The sequence below is a fragment of the Streptomyces sp. NPDC093252 genome (assembly GCF_040683675.1).
GTDB lineage: Bacteria > Actinomycetota > Actinomycetes > Streptomycetales > Streptomycetaceae > Streptomyces.
In genome coordinates this window covers 234250-250631 of the sequence record NZ_JBFBEM010000002.1, presented here as the reverse complement: position 1 = coordinate 250631, position 16382 = coordinate 234250, and the positions used below count along the sequence as shown (strand labels likewise).

15 protein-coding genes are annotated in these 16382 nt (G+C 72.7%); 8 read left to right on the top strand and 7 right to left on the bottom strand.

Going from position 1 to position 16382, the window contains the following annotated elements:
• Positions 1–285 precede the first annotated feature (285 nt).
• Positions 286–993, top strand: coding sequence for a hypothetical protein (locus tag AB0O01_RS04315; protein WP_365310895.1), 708 nt, complete (start codon positions 286–288; stop codon positions 991–993).
• A gap of 86 nt (positions 994–1079) precedes the next feature.
• Here AB0O01_RS04315 and AB0O01_RS04310 read toward each other — a convergent pair whose 3' ends face one another.
• The 3 genes from AB0O01_RS04310 to AB0O01_RS04300 all read right to left on the bottom strand — a co-directional run bounded on the left by AB0O01_RS04310 (position 1080) and on the right by AB0O01_RS04300 (position 5116).
• Positions 1080–2207: a glycosyltransferase gene (locus tag AB0O01_RS04310; protein WP_365310893.1), complete on the bottom strand. Its 1128-nt coding sequence runs from the start codon at positions 2205–2207 to the stop codon at positions 1080–1082.
• A gap of 142 nt (positions 2208–2349) precedes the next feature.
• Positions 2350–3654: a nucleotide sugar dehydrogenase gene (locus tag AB0O01_RS04305; protein ID WP_365311235.1), complete on the bottom strand. Its 1305-nt coding sequence runs from the start codon at positions 3652–3654 to the stop codon at positions 2350–2352.
• Positions 3655–3718: 64 nt separating this feature from the next.
• Positions 3719–5116: a glycosyltransferase family 4 protein gene (locus AB0O01_RS04300; protein WP_365310891.1), complete on the bottom strand. Its 1398-nt coding sequence runs from the start codon at positions 5114–5116 to the stop codon at positions 3719–3721.
• A gap of 231 nt (positions 5117–5347) precedes the next feature.
• Between AB0O01_RS04300 and wecB the strand changes: the two genes are divergently transcribed.
• From wecB to AB0O01_RS04280, 4 genes are all read left to right on the top strand, one after another.
• Positions 5348–6436 carry a UDP-N-acetylglucosamine 2-epimerase (non-hydrolyzing) gene (wecB, locus tag AB0O01_RS04295; protein WP_365310889.1) on the top strand — a complete coding sequence of 363 codons (1089 nt, stop codon included), beginning with the start codon at positions 5348–5350 and terminating at the stop codon, positions 6434–6436.
• Positions 6429–7184: a methyltransferase domain-containing protein gene (locus AB0O01_RS04290; RefSeq protein ID WP_365310886.1), complete on the top strand. Its 756-nt coding sequence runs from the start codon at positions 6429–6431 to the stop codon at positions 7182–7184. The genes wecB and AB0O01_RS04290 overlap by 8 nt, the downstream gene beginning before the upstream one ends.
• Complete coding sequence (locus AB0O01_RS04285) at positions 7184–9004, top strand: hypothetical protein (RefSeq protein WP_365310884.1); 1821 nt, start codon at positions 7184–7186, stop codon at positions 9002–9004. Before AB0O01_RS04290 ends, AB0O01_RS04285 begins: the two co-directional genes overlap by 1 nt.
• Positions 9005–9168: 164 nt before the next feature.
• Entirely contained in the window at positions 9169–11391 is a 2223-nt protein-coding gene (locus AB0O01_RS04280; RefSeq protein WP_365310882.1) for a glycosyltransferase family 4 protein, read from the top strand.
• Positions 11392–11403: 12 nt separating this feature from the next.
• Here AB0O01_RS04280 and AB0O01_RS04275 read toward each other — a convergent pair whose 3' ends face one another.
• Together AB0O01_RS04275 and AB0O01_RS04270 are read right to left on the bottom strand one after the other, a co-directional pair.
• Entirely contained in the window at positions 11404–12129 is a 726-nt protein-coding gene (locus AB0O01_RS04275; protein ID WP_365310880.1) for a class I SAM-dependent methyltransferase, read from the bottom strand.
• 9 nt (positions 12130–12138) lie between these two features.
• Positions 12139–12588: a MarR family transcriptional regulator gene (locus AB0O01_RS04270; RefSeq protein ID WP_365310878.1), complete on the bottom strand. Its 450-nt coding sequence runs from the start codon at positions 12586–12588 to the stop codon at positions 12139–12141.
• 104 nt (positions 12589–12692) lie between these two features.
• Here AB0O01_RS04270 and AB0O01_RS04265 point away from each other — a divergent pair, with 104 nt between their 5' ends.
• Positions 12693–13727: an NADP-dependent oxidoreductase gene (locus AB0O01_RS04265; RefSeq protein WP_365310876.1), complete on the top strand. Its 1035-nt coding sequence runs from the start codon at positions 12693–12695 to the stop codon at positions 13725–13727.
• 60 nt (positions 13728–13787) lie between these two features.
• Here AB0O01_RS04265 and AB0O01_RS04260 read toward each other — a convergent pair whose 3' ends face one another.
• Positions 13788–14294, bottom strand: a complete 507-nt coding sequence (locus tag AB0O01_RS04260) for a GNAT family N-acetyltransferase (protein WP_365310873.1) — start codon at positions 14292–14294, stop codon at positions 13788–13790.
• Entirely contained in the window at positions 14285–15526 is a 1242-nt protein-coding gene (locus AB0O01_RS04255) for an XRE family transcriptional regulator (protein WP_365310871.1), read from the bottom strand. The genes AB0O01_RS04260 and AB0O01_RS04255 overlap by 10 nt, the downstream gene beginning before the upstream one ends.
• A 240-nt stretch (positions 15527–15766) precedes the next feature.
• Here AB0O01_RS04255 and AB0O01_RS04250 point away from each other — a divergent pair, with 240 nt between their 5' ends.
• Together AB0O01_RS04250 and AB0O01_RS04245 are read left to right on the top strand one after the other, a co-directional pair.
• Positions 15767–16042, top strand: a complete 276-nt coding sequence (locus AB0O01_RS04250) for a hypothetical protein (protein WP_365310869.1) — start codon at positions 15767–15769, stop codon at positions 16040–16042.
• Between the two features lie 99 nt (positions 16043–16141).
• Positions 16142–16324, top strand: coding sequence for a hypothetical protein (locus AB0O01_RS04245; protein ID WP_365310866.1), 183 nt, complete (start codon positions 16142–16144; stop codon positions 16322–16324).
• Positions 16325–16382: the final 58 nt, after the last annotated feature.

The following is a 16382-nucleotide window of genomic DNA, read 5'->3' as shown; positions in this document are numbered from 1 at the left end:
CGACCGGGCCCGCTCGATCTGGGTGGCCCGCGCGAGGGGGAGCGCGGGCCGCCCTTGGATACGGGGGGTGGGGCGGGAGTGTTCAACGGTGGTGAGAGAAGTGTGGGGGCGGGGGCCATGAGATGGCCCCCGCCATGGCCCTCCACGGCGGTACCCCCGCCCCTGCCCAACGCCCCCGCCCCTGCCCTTTTCGCCCCTCTTCCCGTCTCTTCCCACAGAACTTTCAGAACTTTCACAGCGCGGCCTAGGAACCGGACCGCCGCGGAACCTAACGTTCCCCGGGTCATGGACTACTGCCACCCCTGCCGAAGACATCTCAACGGCGCTCTCACCTGCCCGGGGTGCGGCGCCCCAGCCGCCGTACCCGAGCCGCGGTACGCCGCCGGTCCGCCCCCCGGGGACACCCGTGCCCCGGACGGCGAGGAGCCGCACCGCGACGGCGGCCCGCCCCCGCGCGCCGGGCGGCGCACCACCCCCGGCCGACGCACCGCCCCCGGCCGCCGGGACCGCAAGGCCGCCGCCCATCGCCGCAGGCGCCGCCGGGTGCTGTTCGCCGGGGCCGGTCTCCTGCTCGCCGCCGGTGGCCTCAGCCTCGCCGAACTCGGCGTCGACGGCCCGGGAGCGCACCCGAGGCCCGCGGTCGCCGGGGACGACCGGGGCGACGGCGACGCGTCCGGCGCGCCGACCGGCGGGGAACGGACGGAGCCGCCCGCCGAGTCGCCCTCGGACACCGGGTCGCCGTCCACCTCACCCTCCGCCTCGCCCTCCGCCACCCCGCCGGAGTCGGCGGAGAGTTCCGCGTCCCCCGCCAAGGACGCGCACACCGCCGACCCGGGCGGCACGGTCCCCATCGCCCACCCCACGACCCCCGGTGAGCCCTCCTCCGGACCCACCACCGCACCCCCGCCCGACGACGACCCACCCAAGCCGGACCCGACCCCGGAACCCACCCCGACGAAGACCTGCGAACGCTTCCTGTGGTGGTGCGCCTAGCACCCGGCATCCGGCCCAGTGCCCGGCATCCGGCCCAGTGCCCGGCATCCGGCATCCGGCCCGGCGTCCGGCCCAGTGCCCGGCGCCTAGCACAGCGCCCGCGTCTCCTCCGCCTCCTTCACCCACCGCTCCAGCCGGTCCACGAACTCCGCCCCCCGCTCCGTCCAGTCCAGTTCGGCGAGGGCCGCCTCCCGGCCGCGTTCGGCCGAGCCGAGGCGCAGATCGGTGTCGGTGCGTAGCTTTCGTACGGCCATCGCGGCGGCGGCCGGGTCCTCGTAGGGGACGACGAGTCCGCAGCGGTGACGGGTCACCAGGTCGGCGGCGAGCGGGTTGGGGGTGGTGACCACGGGGACGCCGTGGGCCATGTACTCGACGACCTTGGTGGGCCGGGAGTGGCGGTAGTTGCGCTCGTCGCGCAGCAGGGAGAGGCCGGCGAGGGCGCCGGAGAGCAGGGCGAGCGCCCGGTCGTTGGGCTGGTAGCCGTGCCAGCGCAGGACGCCCTCGCGGTGGGCGGCGGTGAGCGCGTCCCGGACATCGGGGTCGGCGGCGCCGACGGCCTCCACCCGTACCTCGGGCGCCAGCAGCCGGGCCGTCTCGATCAGATCGAGCGCGCCGCGCGCCCGGGAGAGATGGCCCAGGTAGACGGCCCGGTCGGGGCCGGGCGGCGCCGGGTGCTCCCGGGGGACCAGAGGCAGGTTGGGCACCACGGGGTGGGGCCTGCGGAACCGTTCCTGGTAGGCGTCCTCGGCGAGCAGCAGCCGGACATGGCGTTCCGCGAGCCGTTCCGCCGCCCGGATCGCCGCCCGCAGCGGGGGCCGCAGCGGTGCCGGGACCCAGCGTTTCATCGCCAGCGCCGCCGCGGTGTCCTCGTGCACGTCCCACACCGTGACCGGGACGCGGCCCTCGCGGCGCCAGCGGCGCAGGGTGCCGGGCAGGGCGAGCAGCAGTTCCGGGTCGTGCAGCAGCACCACGTCCGCCTCCGGGCCGCGGTCGGCCAGCAGGGTGCGGGCGGCGCGCAGGGCGGCCCGGCGGTCGCGGCCGGTGGCCCGGGGCAGGTCCAGGCCCTCGACATCGGGGCGCGGGGTGACCCCCCGGGCGGCGAACGGGGCCGCGTACAGCACCTGGTGGCCGTGCTCGCGCAGGGTGGCGATCTGGCGGTGGAGGATGCGCGCGTCCTCGGGATGGTGGACGACGGTGACCACGAGTATCCGCATCAGAGCAGCACCTTTCGGCTCCCGGGCGGGGTCGGACGGGGTCGGACGGGGTCGGGCGGTTCGGGTGGCGGGGGCGCCCCCTGGAAGCCCGGTGCCTCCTGGAAGGCCGGCGCCCCCTGGAAGGCCGGCGCCCCCTGGAAGGTCAGAGCACCTCGACACCGGGCCGGAAGATCCGCCCCTTGGTGTCGAAGAGCAGCCGGGCCGCGTCGGACAGGGCGGGCAGGTCGTAGGCGGAGTGGTCCTGGAGCAGAATCGTCAGATCGTGCTCGGCGACGGCGGTCAGCGGGTCGTCGGCCCGGGGGACCGGGACCCCGTCGATCGCCCACGTGCCGACCTGCGGATCGTGGAAGGACACCTCCGCCTCGCGCCGCCGCAGCAGCCGCGCCACCGGCACCGCCGGGCTCTCCCGCTGGTCGGCGATGTCCGGCTTGTAGGTGACCCCGAGCAGCAGCACCCGGGAGCCGTGCAGGGGCCGTCCGGCGTGGTTGAGGAGGTCCTGCGCGCGGCGGACGACGTACTCGGGCATCCGGCGGTTGATCTCCTGGGCCAGCTCCACGAACCGGAACTCGTAGCCGAGGGAGGAGCGCACCTTGTAGGAGAGGTAGTTGGGGTCGATGGGGATGCAGTGGCCGCCGACGCCCGCGCCGGGCCGGAAGGCGTGGAAGCCGAAGGGCTTGGTGCTCGCGCAGCGGATCGCGTCCCACAGGTCGACGCCGAGTTCGTGGCTGATCACCGCCAGCTCGTTGACCAGGGCGATATTGACGTGCCGGTAGGTGTTCTCCAGCAGCTTGGCCATCTCGGCCTCACGGGTGCCCTTGGCCTGCACCACCTCGTCCACGAGCTTGCCGTAGAAGGCGACCGCGCGGGTGGCGCAGGCGGGGGTGGAGCCGCCGACCACCTTGGGGGTGTCGCGCAGTCCGAAGCCGGGGTTGCCGGGGTCGATGCGCTCGGGGGAGAAGGCGAGCGCGAAGTCCTCGCCGGCCCGCAGCCCGGAGCCGCTCTCCAGCAGCGGCCGGACGACCTCCTCGGTGGTGCCGGGGTAGGTGGTGGACTCCAGGACGACGAGCTGCCCGGGGCGCAGCCGGGCCGCGACCGCCTCGACGGCCGAGGTGACCGCGCTGAGGTCGGGGCCGCCGTCGGTGGTCAGCGGGGTGGGCACACAGATCACCACGGTCTGCGCCCGGGACAGGCAGTCCGGGTCGGTGTGGGCGGTGAATCCGGCGGCCAGCATCCGGCCCACGTCGTCGTCCGACACGTCGTCCACGTGCGACCGCCCGGCGTTGAGCGCCGCGACCAGCCCCGGGTCCCGGTCCAGCCCCACGACCCGCAGACCGACCGTGGCCGCCTCCCGGGCCAGCGGCAGTCCCACATAGCCGAGTCCGATCACCGCGAGTTCGGCGGTCGGTTCCTGGTCCGCGCTCGGTGCGCTGCTCCGGGCGACCTGCATGGCGTCCTCCCCGTCCCGTGCCATGCACGGCTAGGCGTGGCTTCACCGACGCGGCCCCCGCGGCTCAGAGACCTCCGAGTGCGCGGTACGCCGTGCGGGTCGTCTCGGCGACCCGGGTCCAGGTGCGGTCGCGGGCCACCAGCTCGCGCGCGGACGCTCCCCATTTCAACCGATTTCGACCGTAATGCATATTTTCAAGGGCCGCCGCCCATGACGGAGCCGAGTCCGGTGGGATCAACAGCCCGGTCCGGCCCGGCTCGACCAGTTCCCGCAGCGCCGGCAGGTCGCTGGCCGCCACCGGCAGCCCGCACGCCATCGCCTCCACCGGCTTCAGCGGGGTCACCAGCCGGGTCACCCGGGCATCGGTGCGCGGCACCGCGAACACATCCAACGCCGCGTAGTACGACCGTACTTGGGCGTGCGGCACCCGCCCCGTGAACAGCGCCGTGCCGTCGCCGAGCCCCAGCTCCCCGGCCAGCTTCTCCAGCGCCGCCCGCTGGGGACCGTCCCCCACCACCAGCAGCCGCACCGGCACCCCCCGCCGCCGCAGCTCGGCACCCGCATGGAGCAAGGTCCCGATTCCCTCGTGCGGCGCAAGGCTGCCGACCGTGCCCACCACGAACTCCTCCGGCCCGATCCCCAGCCCCGCCCGCACCGGACCCCCGTCCGGCGGCGGCGCCAGAAACGCCTCGTCCACCGCGTTCGGCACCAGCAGCACCCGCTCCGGATCCACCCCCCGCCCCACGATCTCCGCCCTCATCGCGGCACCCAGCGTCAGCACCAGATCCGCCTCGCGCATGCAGTACGACTCCAGCTCCCGCCGCGCCCGGTAGCTCGGGTCGTCCGGCGTCCGCCCCGGCGCCTGGGTCAGCCAGGTGTCCTCCAGGAAACCCCGCACCTCGTACACCACCGGCAGCCCGTAGGCCGCGCGCAGCGCCAGCGCCACCCGCCCGTTGCCGTGGTCGGTCGCCGGATGCAGCACCGCCGGGCGCAGCCGCTCCACCAGCCGCCCGGCCAGCTCCGCGTTCCGCGCCAGCAGCGCCCGCTGCCCGTACGGCAGCCACCACGGCAGCAGCCGGTGCTGCGGCACCCCGCCCACCGTCACCACCGGCCGGGTGTCCGGCGCCCCCTGCGCCACCGGGAACCCCAGCCGGGTCACCACATGCGGATCCAGCCCCGCCGCCCGCTGCGCCTCGGCGATCTTCTGGGTGCGCACGGTGTACCCGGCGTGCCGCACCGGCAGGGCGTTGGTCACCAGATGCAGCACCCGCCCCGGCACCGGCCGCGCCACCACCCGGGGCAGCGGCGCCGGTACCGGCCCCCGGTCCGGCACGGCCGCCGGACCCGCCGTACGGGCCCGCGCCGCGAGCCGCCGCCGCAGCCCGTCCGGCGCCCCGGGCAGCAGCCGCACCCCGAGCAGCGCGGCACGCGCGGGGTCATGGCGCAACTCGCCCCACGCCACGGAAGCGGCCAGACTGAGGGCACGAGGGGATGTAAGGGATAGAAGGGTTGAATTACGCAGATAACGCGACATGCCGTCACGGTAGGCGCAAAGCACGGTGAACGGTGAACGGTGAACGCGGCGAGCGCGGAGTACGGCGAGCGCAGAGAACACGGCGAGCGCGGCGAACGGTGAGAACGGCGAACGGCAAGAACGGCGAACGGTGAGAACGGCGAACGGAGAACCCAGGACATGAACGGACGTGTACTCCACGTCGTCGGCACCCGCCCGAACTTCGTCAAGGCCGCACCGGTCGTCGCCGCGCTGCGCGACGCGGGCTGCGACCAGGTCCTGGTCCACACCGGCCAGCACTACGACGAGCGGATGTCCGACATCTTCTTCCGGCAGCTCGGGCTGCCCCGCCCCGACACCGACCTCGGCGTCGGCTCCGGCACCCACGCCCGCCAGACGGCCGAGCTGCTGATCGCCCTGGAGGGTGAGCTGACCGCCCGGGACCTGGCCCTGGTCATCGTCTACGGCGATGTGAACTCCACCCTCGCCGCCGCCCTGGCCGCCGCCAAACTGGGCATCCCCCTCGCCCATGTGGAGGCCGGACTGCGCAGCTTCGACATGGCGATGCCGGAGGAGGTCAACCGGCGCCTGGTCGACCAGCTCGCCACCCTCCTCTTCGCCACCAGCCCCGAGGCCATCGGCCACCTCGCCCGCGAGGGCGTCCCCGCCGACCGGATCCATCTGGTCGGCAACCCGATGATCGACACCCTCCTCACCCACCTCGACCACTTCGACCCGGCCACCGCCCGCGCCGCCCACGCCCTGCCCGAGCGCTACGCCGTCGTCACCCTGCACCGCCCCGCCAACGTCGACGACCCCGAGGCCGCCCGCGCCGCCGTCCACGCCCTCACCGAGGCCGCCCGGCTGATCGACCTCGCCGTCCCGCTGCACCCGCGCGGCCGGGCCGTCCTCGGCGCCGCCGGACTCACCGACGCCCCCGGCGTCCACGTCATGGACCCCCTGGGCTACGTCGAGTTCATGAGCCTGGTGCGGGGCGCCGCCGCCGTGATCACCGACTCCGGCGGCGTCCAGGAGGAGACCACCGTCCTGGACGTCCCCTGCCTCACCCTGCGCACCACCACCGAACGCCCGGTCACCGTCACCCACGGCACCAACCGCCTGGTCGGCCCGAGCGAACTCGTCCCGGCCCTGCGCAAGGTGCTCGACGCCGGCCCCCGCCCGCACCCCGAGGGCCCGCCCCTGTGGGACGGCGAGGCGGGCCCCCGCATCGCCGCGATCATCACCCGCTGGCTGGACCACCATGGCTGACCCGGCACCCACCACACCCGACGCCCCGGCACCCGGCGTCCCCCGCGCCCCCACCGCCAACACCCCCACCCCGGACACCCCCTACGACCCCACCCCCGACCGCACCTACTGGAACACCCGCCACCGCCACCACGACACCCTCGCCTCCGGCGGCCACATCGGCCTGGACCGCCCCGGCAACGAGATCTTCTACGCGCTGCGCCTCGGCGCCCTGCTCCCCCTGCTCGGCGACCTCGCCGACCCCACCGCCCCCCTCTTCGTCCTCGACGCGGGCTGCGGCAAGGGCCACTTCGCCCGCGCCCTCGCCCGCTGCGGCCACCGCGTCGACGCCTTCGACACCAGCGAAGCGGCCGTCACCGAGGCCCGCGCCCAGGCCCGCGCAGAGGCAGGCACCCAGGGCGGGGGCGGCGGCGCCCCCCGCTACGCCGTCGCCGCCCTCGACGAGTGGCGCAGCCCCTGGCTCTACGACGCCGTCCTCAGCCTCGACGTCCTCTTCCACGTCCTGGACGACGACGAGTGGGCCGCCGCCCTGCGCAACCTCGCCTCCCTGGTCCGGATCACCGGACGGCTCATCGTCACCGACGAGAACGGCGCCGCCCGCCGCCCGCGCGGCACCTACATCGTCCACCGCCCCGCCGCCGACTACACCGCCGTCCTCACCCCCCTGGGTCTCGGCCACACCGGCTTCACCCCGTACGGCTTCCGGGAGAACGAGGTCGGCTTCCATGTCTTCACGAGGACCCGCTGATGCGTCTGACCGATCTGCTGCGCCCCCATCTCGACGGCGTCACCACCGTCGTGGACGCCACCCCCGGCGCCCTCGACCTGGAGCCCTACCTCCATCTGCCCGACGGGGTCACCCTGACCCGGGAGCCGGACGCCGTCGGCGAAGGCACCCTCGTCCTCCTCTCGCACGGCCCCGACACCCGCCTCCACGGCACCGAGTCCGCCGTCCTCGCCGTCCTGGAGCGGATGCGCCCCGGCGGACGCGGACTGATCGTCCTCGGCCACCGCGTCCCCGAACTGCCCTACCACCGCCTCCTCGACGCCCTCGTCGCCCACCACTGCCAGGTCCTGCGCGCCGCCCCCCTCGACTACACCCACCTCCACGCGGGCGCGGTCTTCACCCGCACCGACCGACTCCTCCCGCCCGACGACTGGTCCGGCCGCCCGGTCCCCGCCGAGGGCTTCGCCACCGCCCTGCGGATCGCCGACGAGTACGTCCTCGCCGACCTGGTCTCCCGCGCCCTGCGCACCCGGGTCCTGGACCTGGAACGCGCGGCCGGGGAGCGCGCCACCGAGGGCCCGGGCACCGGAGCGGCCGACGGGCTCGCCGAGCGCCTCGCCGCCGCCGAACGCGAGCGGGCACAGCTCTCCGCCGCCCTGCGCGGCGCCCGCGACCGGGTCGAGGTGCTCCAGGCCCGGGTGGCGATGCTGGAGGGCTCGACCTCGCTGCGGGTCGGCAAGGCCCTCGTCTCCGCCGCCCGCTCCCCGAAACGCGGCGCGACCCGGCTCCCGAAGGAGCTGTACGGCCTCTGGCGCACCCGCACCACCCCCACGAAAGCCGCCCCCACCACACCCAGCGCGCCCACCACCCCCACCGGGACCGAAGCAGACCTGGACGGCGGCCGTCTCCACCTCGCCCACCGCGCGTTCACCTCCGCCCCCCGCGACCGCCTCGTCCTCGCGGGCGTGTTCACCGACCCCACCGCCACCGCCTTCGCCGCCGACGCCGTCGTCAACCGGACCCTTCCGCACGACGCCGAACCGATCGTCGCCCGCACCGACCCGGACGCCGTCGTCGTCCAGCTCACCGCCTGCACCGGATACGGCCCCTGGGCGCACACCGGCACCGGCTTCGCCCCCGATCTCGACCGGCGGCTGAACGACCTCCTCACCGCCGCCCGGACCGCGGGCCGCGCCTGTGTCCTGTGGCGCGACGGCCCCGCCTCCGCCGCCCCCGGACTGACCCGGTTCGCCTGGGACGCCGTCCTCGACACCGACACCGGCACCCCCCTCACCGACCTCGACCCGGCCACCGACGGCCGCGACCGGCTGCGGGAGGTGTTCCGTACCGGCGGCACCCGGGTCCGGCTGGCCGAACTCGCCCGCCGGGTCGGCGCCCCCGACCCGCTCGCCGCCCGCCGGGTCGCCGTCGTCGCCGACCCCCGGGACCGCGCGGACATCGCCCGCCTCACCGCGCAGGTGCTGGGGCAGGCGCACCGGCCCGCCGAGGTCGTCGTCCCCGACCCCGCCGGGCTCGGCGAACTCATCGCCGCCGGGATCACCGTCCGCACCGGCACCCCCCTCGCCCCCTGGATCGCCGACTGGACCGACGACCCCGCCGAGGACCGCCCGGACACCCTCCTGCTCGACCTCCTCTGCGCGCAGGAGTACTCCGGCGCCGACGCCGTGGGCTCCACCCCGGCGGGCGACGACTACACCTTCGTCCCCGAACTGCGCCCCCTGCTGGTCTCCCGGGAGCTGTACGTCTCCGGCGACCCGCCCGAGCTGTGGGCCCGCCGGGGCCACCGACTGTTCGCCTGCTGCGGAAAGGAACCGGCATGAGCCGGGACGGAGCCGGCATGAGCCGGGACGGAGCCGGTATGAGCCGGGAAGGAACCGGCATGAGCCGGGAAGGAACCGGCATGAGCCGGGAAGGAACCGGTGTGAGCCGGGAAGGAGCCGGTATGAGCCGGAAGGGAGCCGGTGTGAGCCGGGAAGGAGCCGGTATGAGCCAGGAAGGAACCGGCATGAGCCGCGAAGGAACCCCCGCCGGAACGGGCCGCTCGCTGACCGCCCTCGTCTACGGCGATGTCGACCTCAACCTCATCGACGGCTCCGCCGTCTGGGCCCAGTCCACGGTCCAGGCCCTCGCCGGAACCGGCTGCCGCACCCGCCTGGTCCTGAAGGCACCGGTCCGCACCGGCCGCCTGATCGACCCGCTGGCCGGCCTCCCCGGCGTCCGCGTGATCCGCCCGCACGACGAGGGGCTCGTCCCCGGCGTCACCGACAAACCCCTCTCCCCGGTCCAGGCATCGCGCCTGCTGACCCGCCTCGACGAGACCGACCCCTGCGATCTGCTGGTGCTGCGCGGACGGCGGCTGGTCACCCGGGTGGTCGCCGACGGCCGGTTCGACGGCCGGATCTGGGCCTATCTCACCGACATCCCGCAGTCCGCCGCCGAGATGACCGAGGAGGCCCGCGCCGAACTGACCCGGATCGCCGAGGCCGCCCAGCGACTCCTGTGCCAGACCGAGGACCTGCGCTGTCTGCTGGAGACCTGGATCCCGGCGGCGGTGGGCAAATGCGTCCTGAGCCCGCCCGCGGTCCCGGAACCCCCCACGCCCGTTGCCGACCACCCCCCGCACACCCCCTTCCGCCTCGTCTACACCGGCAAGTTCGCCCCGCTGTGGAACACCCTCCCCATGACCCGGCTGCCCGCCCTGCTGGCCGAGCGGGGCATCCGCGCCGAACTGCACACCGTGGGCGACAAGATCCACGACGACCCCGGGCACCCTTCCTTCCGCACCGACATGGCCCGCGCCCTCACCACCACCCCCGGCGTCCAGCACCACGGCGGACAGCCCCGCGAGGAGGCGATGCGGATCGCCACCGACTGCGACCTCGGCCTCGGCTGGCGGGACCCGGCGCTGGACGCCAGCCTCGAACTCTCCACCAAGGTCCTGGAGTTCGGCTCCCTCGGCCTCCCCGTCGTCCTCAACCGCACCCCCGCCCACGAGGCCCTGCTCGGCACCGACTACCCCCTCTACGTCCCCGGCCGCGCCGGACCCGACGAGGCGGCGGACGCCGTCGCCCGCGCGGTCCGCGAACCCGACAGCCGCCGCCTGGCCGCCGCCCGCTGCCGCGAGGCCGCGGCCCGCCACACCCTCACCGCCGCCATCGACCGCTGGCGGGGCCACCTGACCCGCGCCTTCCCGCCCGCGCCCCCCGCCCTCACCGCCCGCCCCCTCCGGGTCGGCGTCGCGGGTCACGACCTCAAGTTCCTCACCCGTCTCCTGGACCACTTCCGCGCGGTCCCCGGCCTGGAACTCCGGATCGACGCCTGGCCGGCCCTCTCCCGCCACGACCCGGCGGCCAGCCGTGAACTCGCCGACTGGGCGGATGTGGTGGTCGTGGAGTGGTGCGGCCCGGCGGCCGTCTGGTACAGCCGCCACAAGCGCCCCGGCAGCAGACTGATCATCCGCCTGCACCGCTTCGAGCTGGAGGCGGCCTGGCCCCGCCAGGTGGCCATCGACCACGTGGACCGAGTGATCTGCGTCAGCACGTACTACGCCCGCCGCACTCTGCAACACACCAACTGGCCACCGGGGAAGGTGGTGGTCGTCCCCAACTGGGTCGACACCGACCAGCTCGACCGCCCCAAGGCCCCCGGCGCCCGCTTCCGGCTCGGCATGATCGGCATCGCCCCCAGCCGCAAACGGATGGACCTGGGCCTGGACGTCCTGGAAACCCTGAGAGCCCGGGACCCCCGCTGGCACCTGGCCATCAAGTCCAAACCACCATGGGAGTACTGGTGGATCTGGAACAAGCCAACCGAACGCGCCCACTTCGACACGATCCTCCACCGTATGCAGACCTCCCCCCTCCTCACCGGCGCGGTGGTCTTCGACGGCTTCGGCGCCGATGTGGCGGGCTGGCTGCGCCGGGTCGGCCACATCCTCTCCACCAGCGACGACGAGAGCTTCCACCTGGCCCCCGCCGAAGGCATGGCCTCCGCCGCCGTCCCCGCGCTGCTCCCCTGGCCGGGCGCGGACGAGATCTACGACCGCCGCTGGATCCACCCGACCCCGGCGGCCATGGCGGACGCCCTGGAGAACCTGGGCGACGACGGCTGGCACACCGCCGGCCAGGAGGCCCGCGCCCAGGTGCGCGAGAACTTCTCCCTGGAACGGGTGGCCGAAGCCTGGACGGACCTGCTGGTGTCCGGGTGAGCGGAGCGGAACTCAGTGGCCGGGGGTGACCGGCTTGACGACCCGGAACGCGAACTGCCCGCAGTACGTCAGCTTGCGCAGATTCACCAGCGCGGTCTGCCGCCGGGTCCGCCGCCCCCACTCCTCGATCTCGGAGTTCAACGGCGACTCCTCACTCCAGTACCGCCCGTACACGGCCTTCCCATCGGCCCGGTACGACCGCATCAGCAGCGTCACCCCGTCCAGGGAGGGCCGGATCTCCTCCAGCACCAGCCCCGCCTCCTCCACCAGCACCCGGAACCCGTAGGGCGTGTAGTTCCAGAGGCTGTAGGAGTGGTACGGCTCGAACTGCGAGGTGGAGCCGATGAACACCCCGCCCGGCCGCAGCACCCGCGCGATCTCGGCAAGCAGCTCACGAGGCCGAAGCACATGCTCAAAAACCTGATGGGAATAGATCAACGGCACACCACCCGACCGGAACGGCAGCCGCACCCCGTCGAAGTGCACCACCGGATCATCACCCCCGGGCAGATGCTGCCGCGCCTCGGGCGAGTCCGGGATGTCGACACCGACCCACCGCACCTTGGGGTCGAACCGCTTGAAATGCGCCGCCGAAGCACCCTTCCCACACCCCAGATCGACCACTGTCCCGGGCGCGTCGGGGGCGTCCATGACCTGATCGACGTAGTACCGCGAGGTCACCTGACGGGCGTGGTCGTCGGGGATGCAGTCCTTCAGAAGGTCCCAGAGGGTCGCCATGCGGCGAGGCTACGGCACCATCCGCCGCAGCAGATCCCGCAACGCCAGCCGCTCGGCGTCGGTCAACCCGGCCAGCGGTTCCCGGGCGAACCGCAGGGACTCGCGCAGGCTGCGGGCCACCCGGACGCCCTCCTCGGTCGCCGCCGCCAGCTTCACCCGGCGGTCACCCGGGTCGGCGCGGCGCTCGGCCAGCCCCCGCGACTCCAGCCGGTCCACTATGCCCGTCACATTCGACGGCTCGCACTTCAGCCGGTGGGCGATCCGACGCATCGGCAGCGGCTCCAGCGCGAGCAGACTGAGCAGCTTGGCCTGGGCCCCGGTCAGCGCATGCCCCGCCGCGGCTTCCTCATACTCCTCGTGATACCGGGCCACCACCTCGGCGATCAGCTCGACGACCTCCAGGGTCAGCGGGTCGGGTCGGTGCGGAGCGGCGGGCGGGGTGGCGGAGGGTGTGGCCATGGCATCCAGGGTAGCGCGTTACTTGACACCCTGAAACATTAAAGAGCATTGTTATTTCAGAACATGAAATACTCTCTCTCACCCCCCGAAAGGCCCCCCACCCCATGCCCAACACCACCCCTCCCTCTCCCTCTTTTCCCACCACCAGCCGAGAATGGCACCTCCTCACCCGCCCGGTCGGCTGGCCGAAGCCGGAGGACTTCGCCCTGGTGGAGGTCCCGGTCCCGGTGCCGGGCGAGGGCCAGGTGCTGGTCCGCAACCGCTACCTCTCCGTCGACCCCTATATGCGCGGCCGGATGAGCGCCGCCAAGTCCTACGCGCCCCCCTACGCCCTCGGTGAGCCGATGCTCGGCGGAGCGGTGGGCGAGGTGGTGACCTCGAACGCCGAGAACCTGACCCCGGGCGACCATGTCCTGCACTACGAGGGCTGGCGCGAGTACGCCGCGGTGGACGCCACCTCCACCGTCAAGGTCGACCCGGCCGCCGCCCCCCTCTCCACCTACCTGGGCGTCCTCGGCATGACCGGCCTGACCGCGTACGCCGGACTGCTCCGCGTCGCGGACCTCAAGGAAGGGGATGTCGTCTTCATCTCCGGCGCGGCCGGGGCGGTGGGCGGCCAGGCAGGCCAGATCGCCCGCCTCAAGGGCGCCTCCCGGGTCATCGGCTCCGCCGGTTCCGACGACAAGGTCAAGCTCCTCCTCGACGAGTACGGCTTCGACGCCGCCTTCAACTACAAGGACGCCCCGGTCGCCGACCAGCTCAGGGCCGCCGCCCCCGACGGCATCGACGTCTACTTCGACAATGTCGGCGGCGATCACCTGGAGGCCGCGCTCGGCGCGCTCAACCTGCGCGGCCGGATCGCGATCTGCGGCGCGATCTCCGTCTACAACGCCACGGCCCCGGTGCCCGGCCCCCGCAACCTCCCCCGACTGATCCAGACCCGAGGCCGGATCGAGGGCTTCCTGGTCCGCGACCACTACGACCTCCAGCCCCAGTTCGTCCAGGAGGTGGGTCCATGGGTCGCATCGGGGGCCCTGAAGTACCGGGAGACGGTGGTGGAGGGGGTGGAGAACACGCTGGAGGCGTTCCTCGGGGTACTGCGGGGCGACAACACGGGCAAGATGATCGTCCGGTTGTAGCGGCGCAGTTTCTCCATGGCTCCGTGAATGAGCGCTCCAGGGGCTCACAAATGGCTCTGCCTACAGGAGCTTTCGGACCATCACGGCGAAGTGCGGGGAGTCCTCGGAGTGCTTGAATTCGCCGACCTTGCCGTAGCCCCACCGTTCGTAGAGCGCCTGAACCCTGGGATGCTCCGAGTCCACCAGGAGAGACGCCAGGTCGGCGGATTCCAGAGCGAGCAGTGCGTCATGGATCCGCTGTGCCCGCCCGGTGCCGCGCCATGCGGGGATCACCATGAGTTCGGAGAGGGCGAATGCAGAACCCTTGAGGCCGGAAGGGCGAACGTGCCCCTTCCACCAGCCACCCGGCTTGAACAGGGAGCCATAGGCATAGCCGACCGGGCCGCTTTCCTCCCAGCCCACAATGCACTTCCAGTCCTCCCGTGCGGACCAGAGGTCAACGAAGTAGGAGAAGCGCTCACGCGAGTGGAACGGGTCCGGGTCGTCGGCGTATGCCTCGTCGTGGATGTCCAGCAGCAGAGAGCGTACGTTCTGTGCGTCGGCGTGGGTGTAGTGCTTCAGATCCATGGGGAAGACTCCTCGATCCACTCGACAACCTCAGGCGCCTTCGAGCCCGAGGCGACGAGCACCTTGCGTGTTGCGGCCAGAGTGTTCGTCATGCGCCGGGACCCGAACTCCGAAGGGAGCATCGCGTACGCCTGTCGACCGGTCGCGCCGGCCAGCTCCAGGTCACCTTGCTTGGCCTGCGATAGGGCCAAGCGTGCCGTATAGAGGGCTTTGTTCCGGACCCTGTTGTCCGGGAGGGCAGCGAGCGCGCGGTGCACGCAGTACTCCGCTCTTCCGTGGTCCCCAAGTGCGGTCCACATGTAGGAGGACAGACCGTCGAGCTCGCTGCGGTCGTAGAACGCGATCCACTTGGGGCGCTGCTGGCCGGTAGTCCGCGCGAAGGACCTCTCGGCATCGCCGAGAGCGCGCAGCGCCTCGGACGGCTGTCGCAGGCGGGCGAGATTGACGGCACTGCGCATGTGCCCGAGGGAGGCGAACAGCGGGTCCCGCCGAGCGACGGACGACCGCTTCATCACCTCGGCTCCCGCCACGGCGTCGGCACGATGCCCCTGCTGACTCAACGTCAGGGTCAGAACATTCCATACGCGGTACATGGCTTCGCTGTCCCCTGACAGGACGGCGAAGGGCAGAGCCTTGTCGAGATGCGCGCGGGCCCGCTGTGGTGCGCGGGCATCGAAGGAGGCGAAGGCGGCGGAGCAGAGAGTGTCCGAGGCGAGCCTGTGAAGCATGCCCTGTACGCGAGCCGAGGCCGTGGACAGCCCAAGGGCGGACTGGATACGAGACGCCAGCTCCACCGCGACGCCCTCGATGCGCCGTGGGTCCCGCCCCGCCGTGTCCTGCCGAACAAGAGCCACGAACTCCTGCTGGAAACGCCGGACATCACTGACACCAAGGCGCCCCTGATTGCTGCTGCCCGGGGTCCCAACGGCCAGGGCCGAGCCGCTTGCTGCGTTGAGGAACTGACGACGGTCCACAGGATCTGCCTCCTTTTTGCGGGGCATGAACCCAAGATCCTCGGCGCGGGCGCCGAGAACCTCCTCCAGCGAAAGCCTGATCCGGTCTTGCGGCCACTTTGTACGGCCGGCTAACCACCGACGCACATCCGAGTCGGTGATCCTGCCCGGTTTCCCTGTCAGTACTTCGATCTGACTACTCACCCTACGCGCCAACTCGGCCTGTCCAAGCCCCAGTTCCTTCATGCGCGCCGCAAGCTTTCGGTTCCTGACCGACATCCCTTCACGGTAGCTCCACCCGTCTCTGGACACCGCGAGCGTTGGCAAAAATCACCGGGGTCACGGCAGCGGGCTGCCCTCACTTTCCTCTGTGCCGCGCGCCCGCCGGGCCGTTGACTGTGCGGGAAAGGAAGCGAAGGGAGAGCCACGGCGGTGACAGGCAATACGGATACGGCGTCCATCGACGGCGGGTGCGTGGAGACGGGTTGGATCAGAGACACCATCACCGTTGCCGGACTGATGAGACTCCCCACGTCCACCCGTGCCGACATCGACGCACGGACGAAGGACCTCATCACCCACCTCTCGGAACTGCTCCGCACCGACCTCGGCGCCGACCAGGACCCGGACGCCATGGCGTTGGTGCGTGCCTCGTACGCGCGCCTCGACCTGACCAAGAGACCCGGTCCGCAGACTCCGGCGTACGCCGCCTTCGCCTATTTGAAAGAGACCGCGGACCTCACCCTGAAGGTCTTGCAGGTCTACACCGCGAAGCACGGGCCCGAAGCGCAGTGAGGCCCAGGCGCACCACGGCCGAGGGGCATCGCCGATGTCAGCGGAGCTTCCCCGCCCCCGCCTCGCCGCAGCCCCCGCCGTGACCTCCGGTCCGAGGCCGTGACGTACTCCGTCTGCTGGCTCTGCCGTGCGGACAAGCCGGTGCTGTTCATCGGCCCGCTGACGGTCAACGGACGAACCGCCCCCGGCTTCGCCTGCGCGGACTGCTGCACCTGGTCCGACCGGTACGTGTGCGCCTACCTACGGATGCACGACGCGGGGTACCCCCTCACCCCCTTCTAGCCCATTCCGACATGCGGTAACTTCTTTCCGAAACCGCTCGGGATCGTGGGCGCGAGTC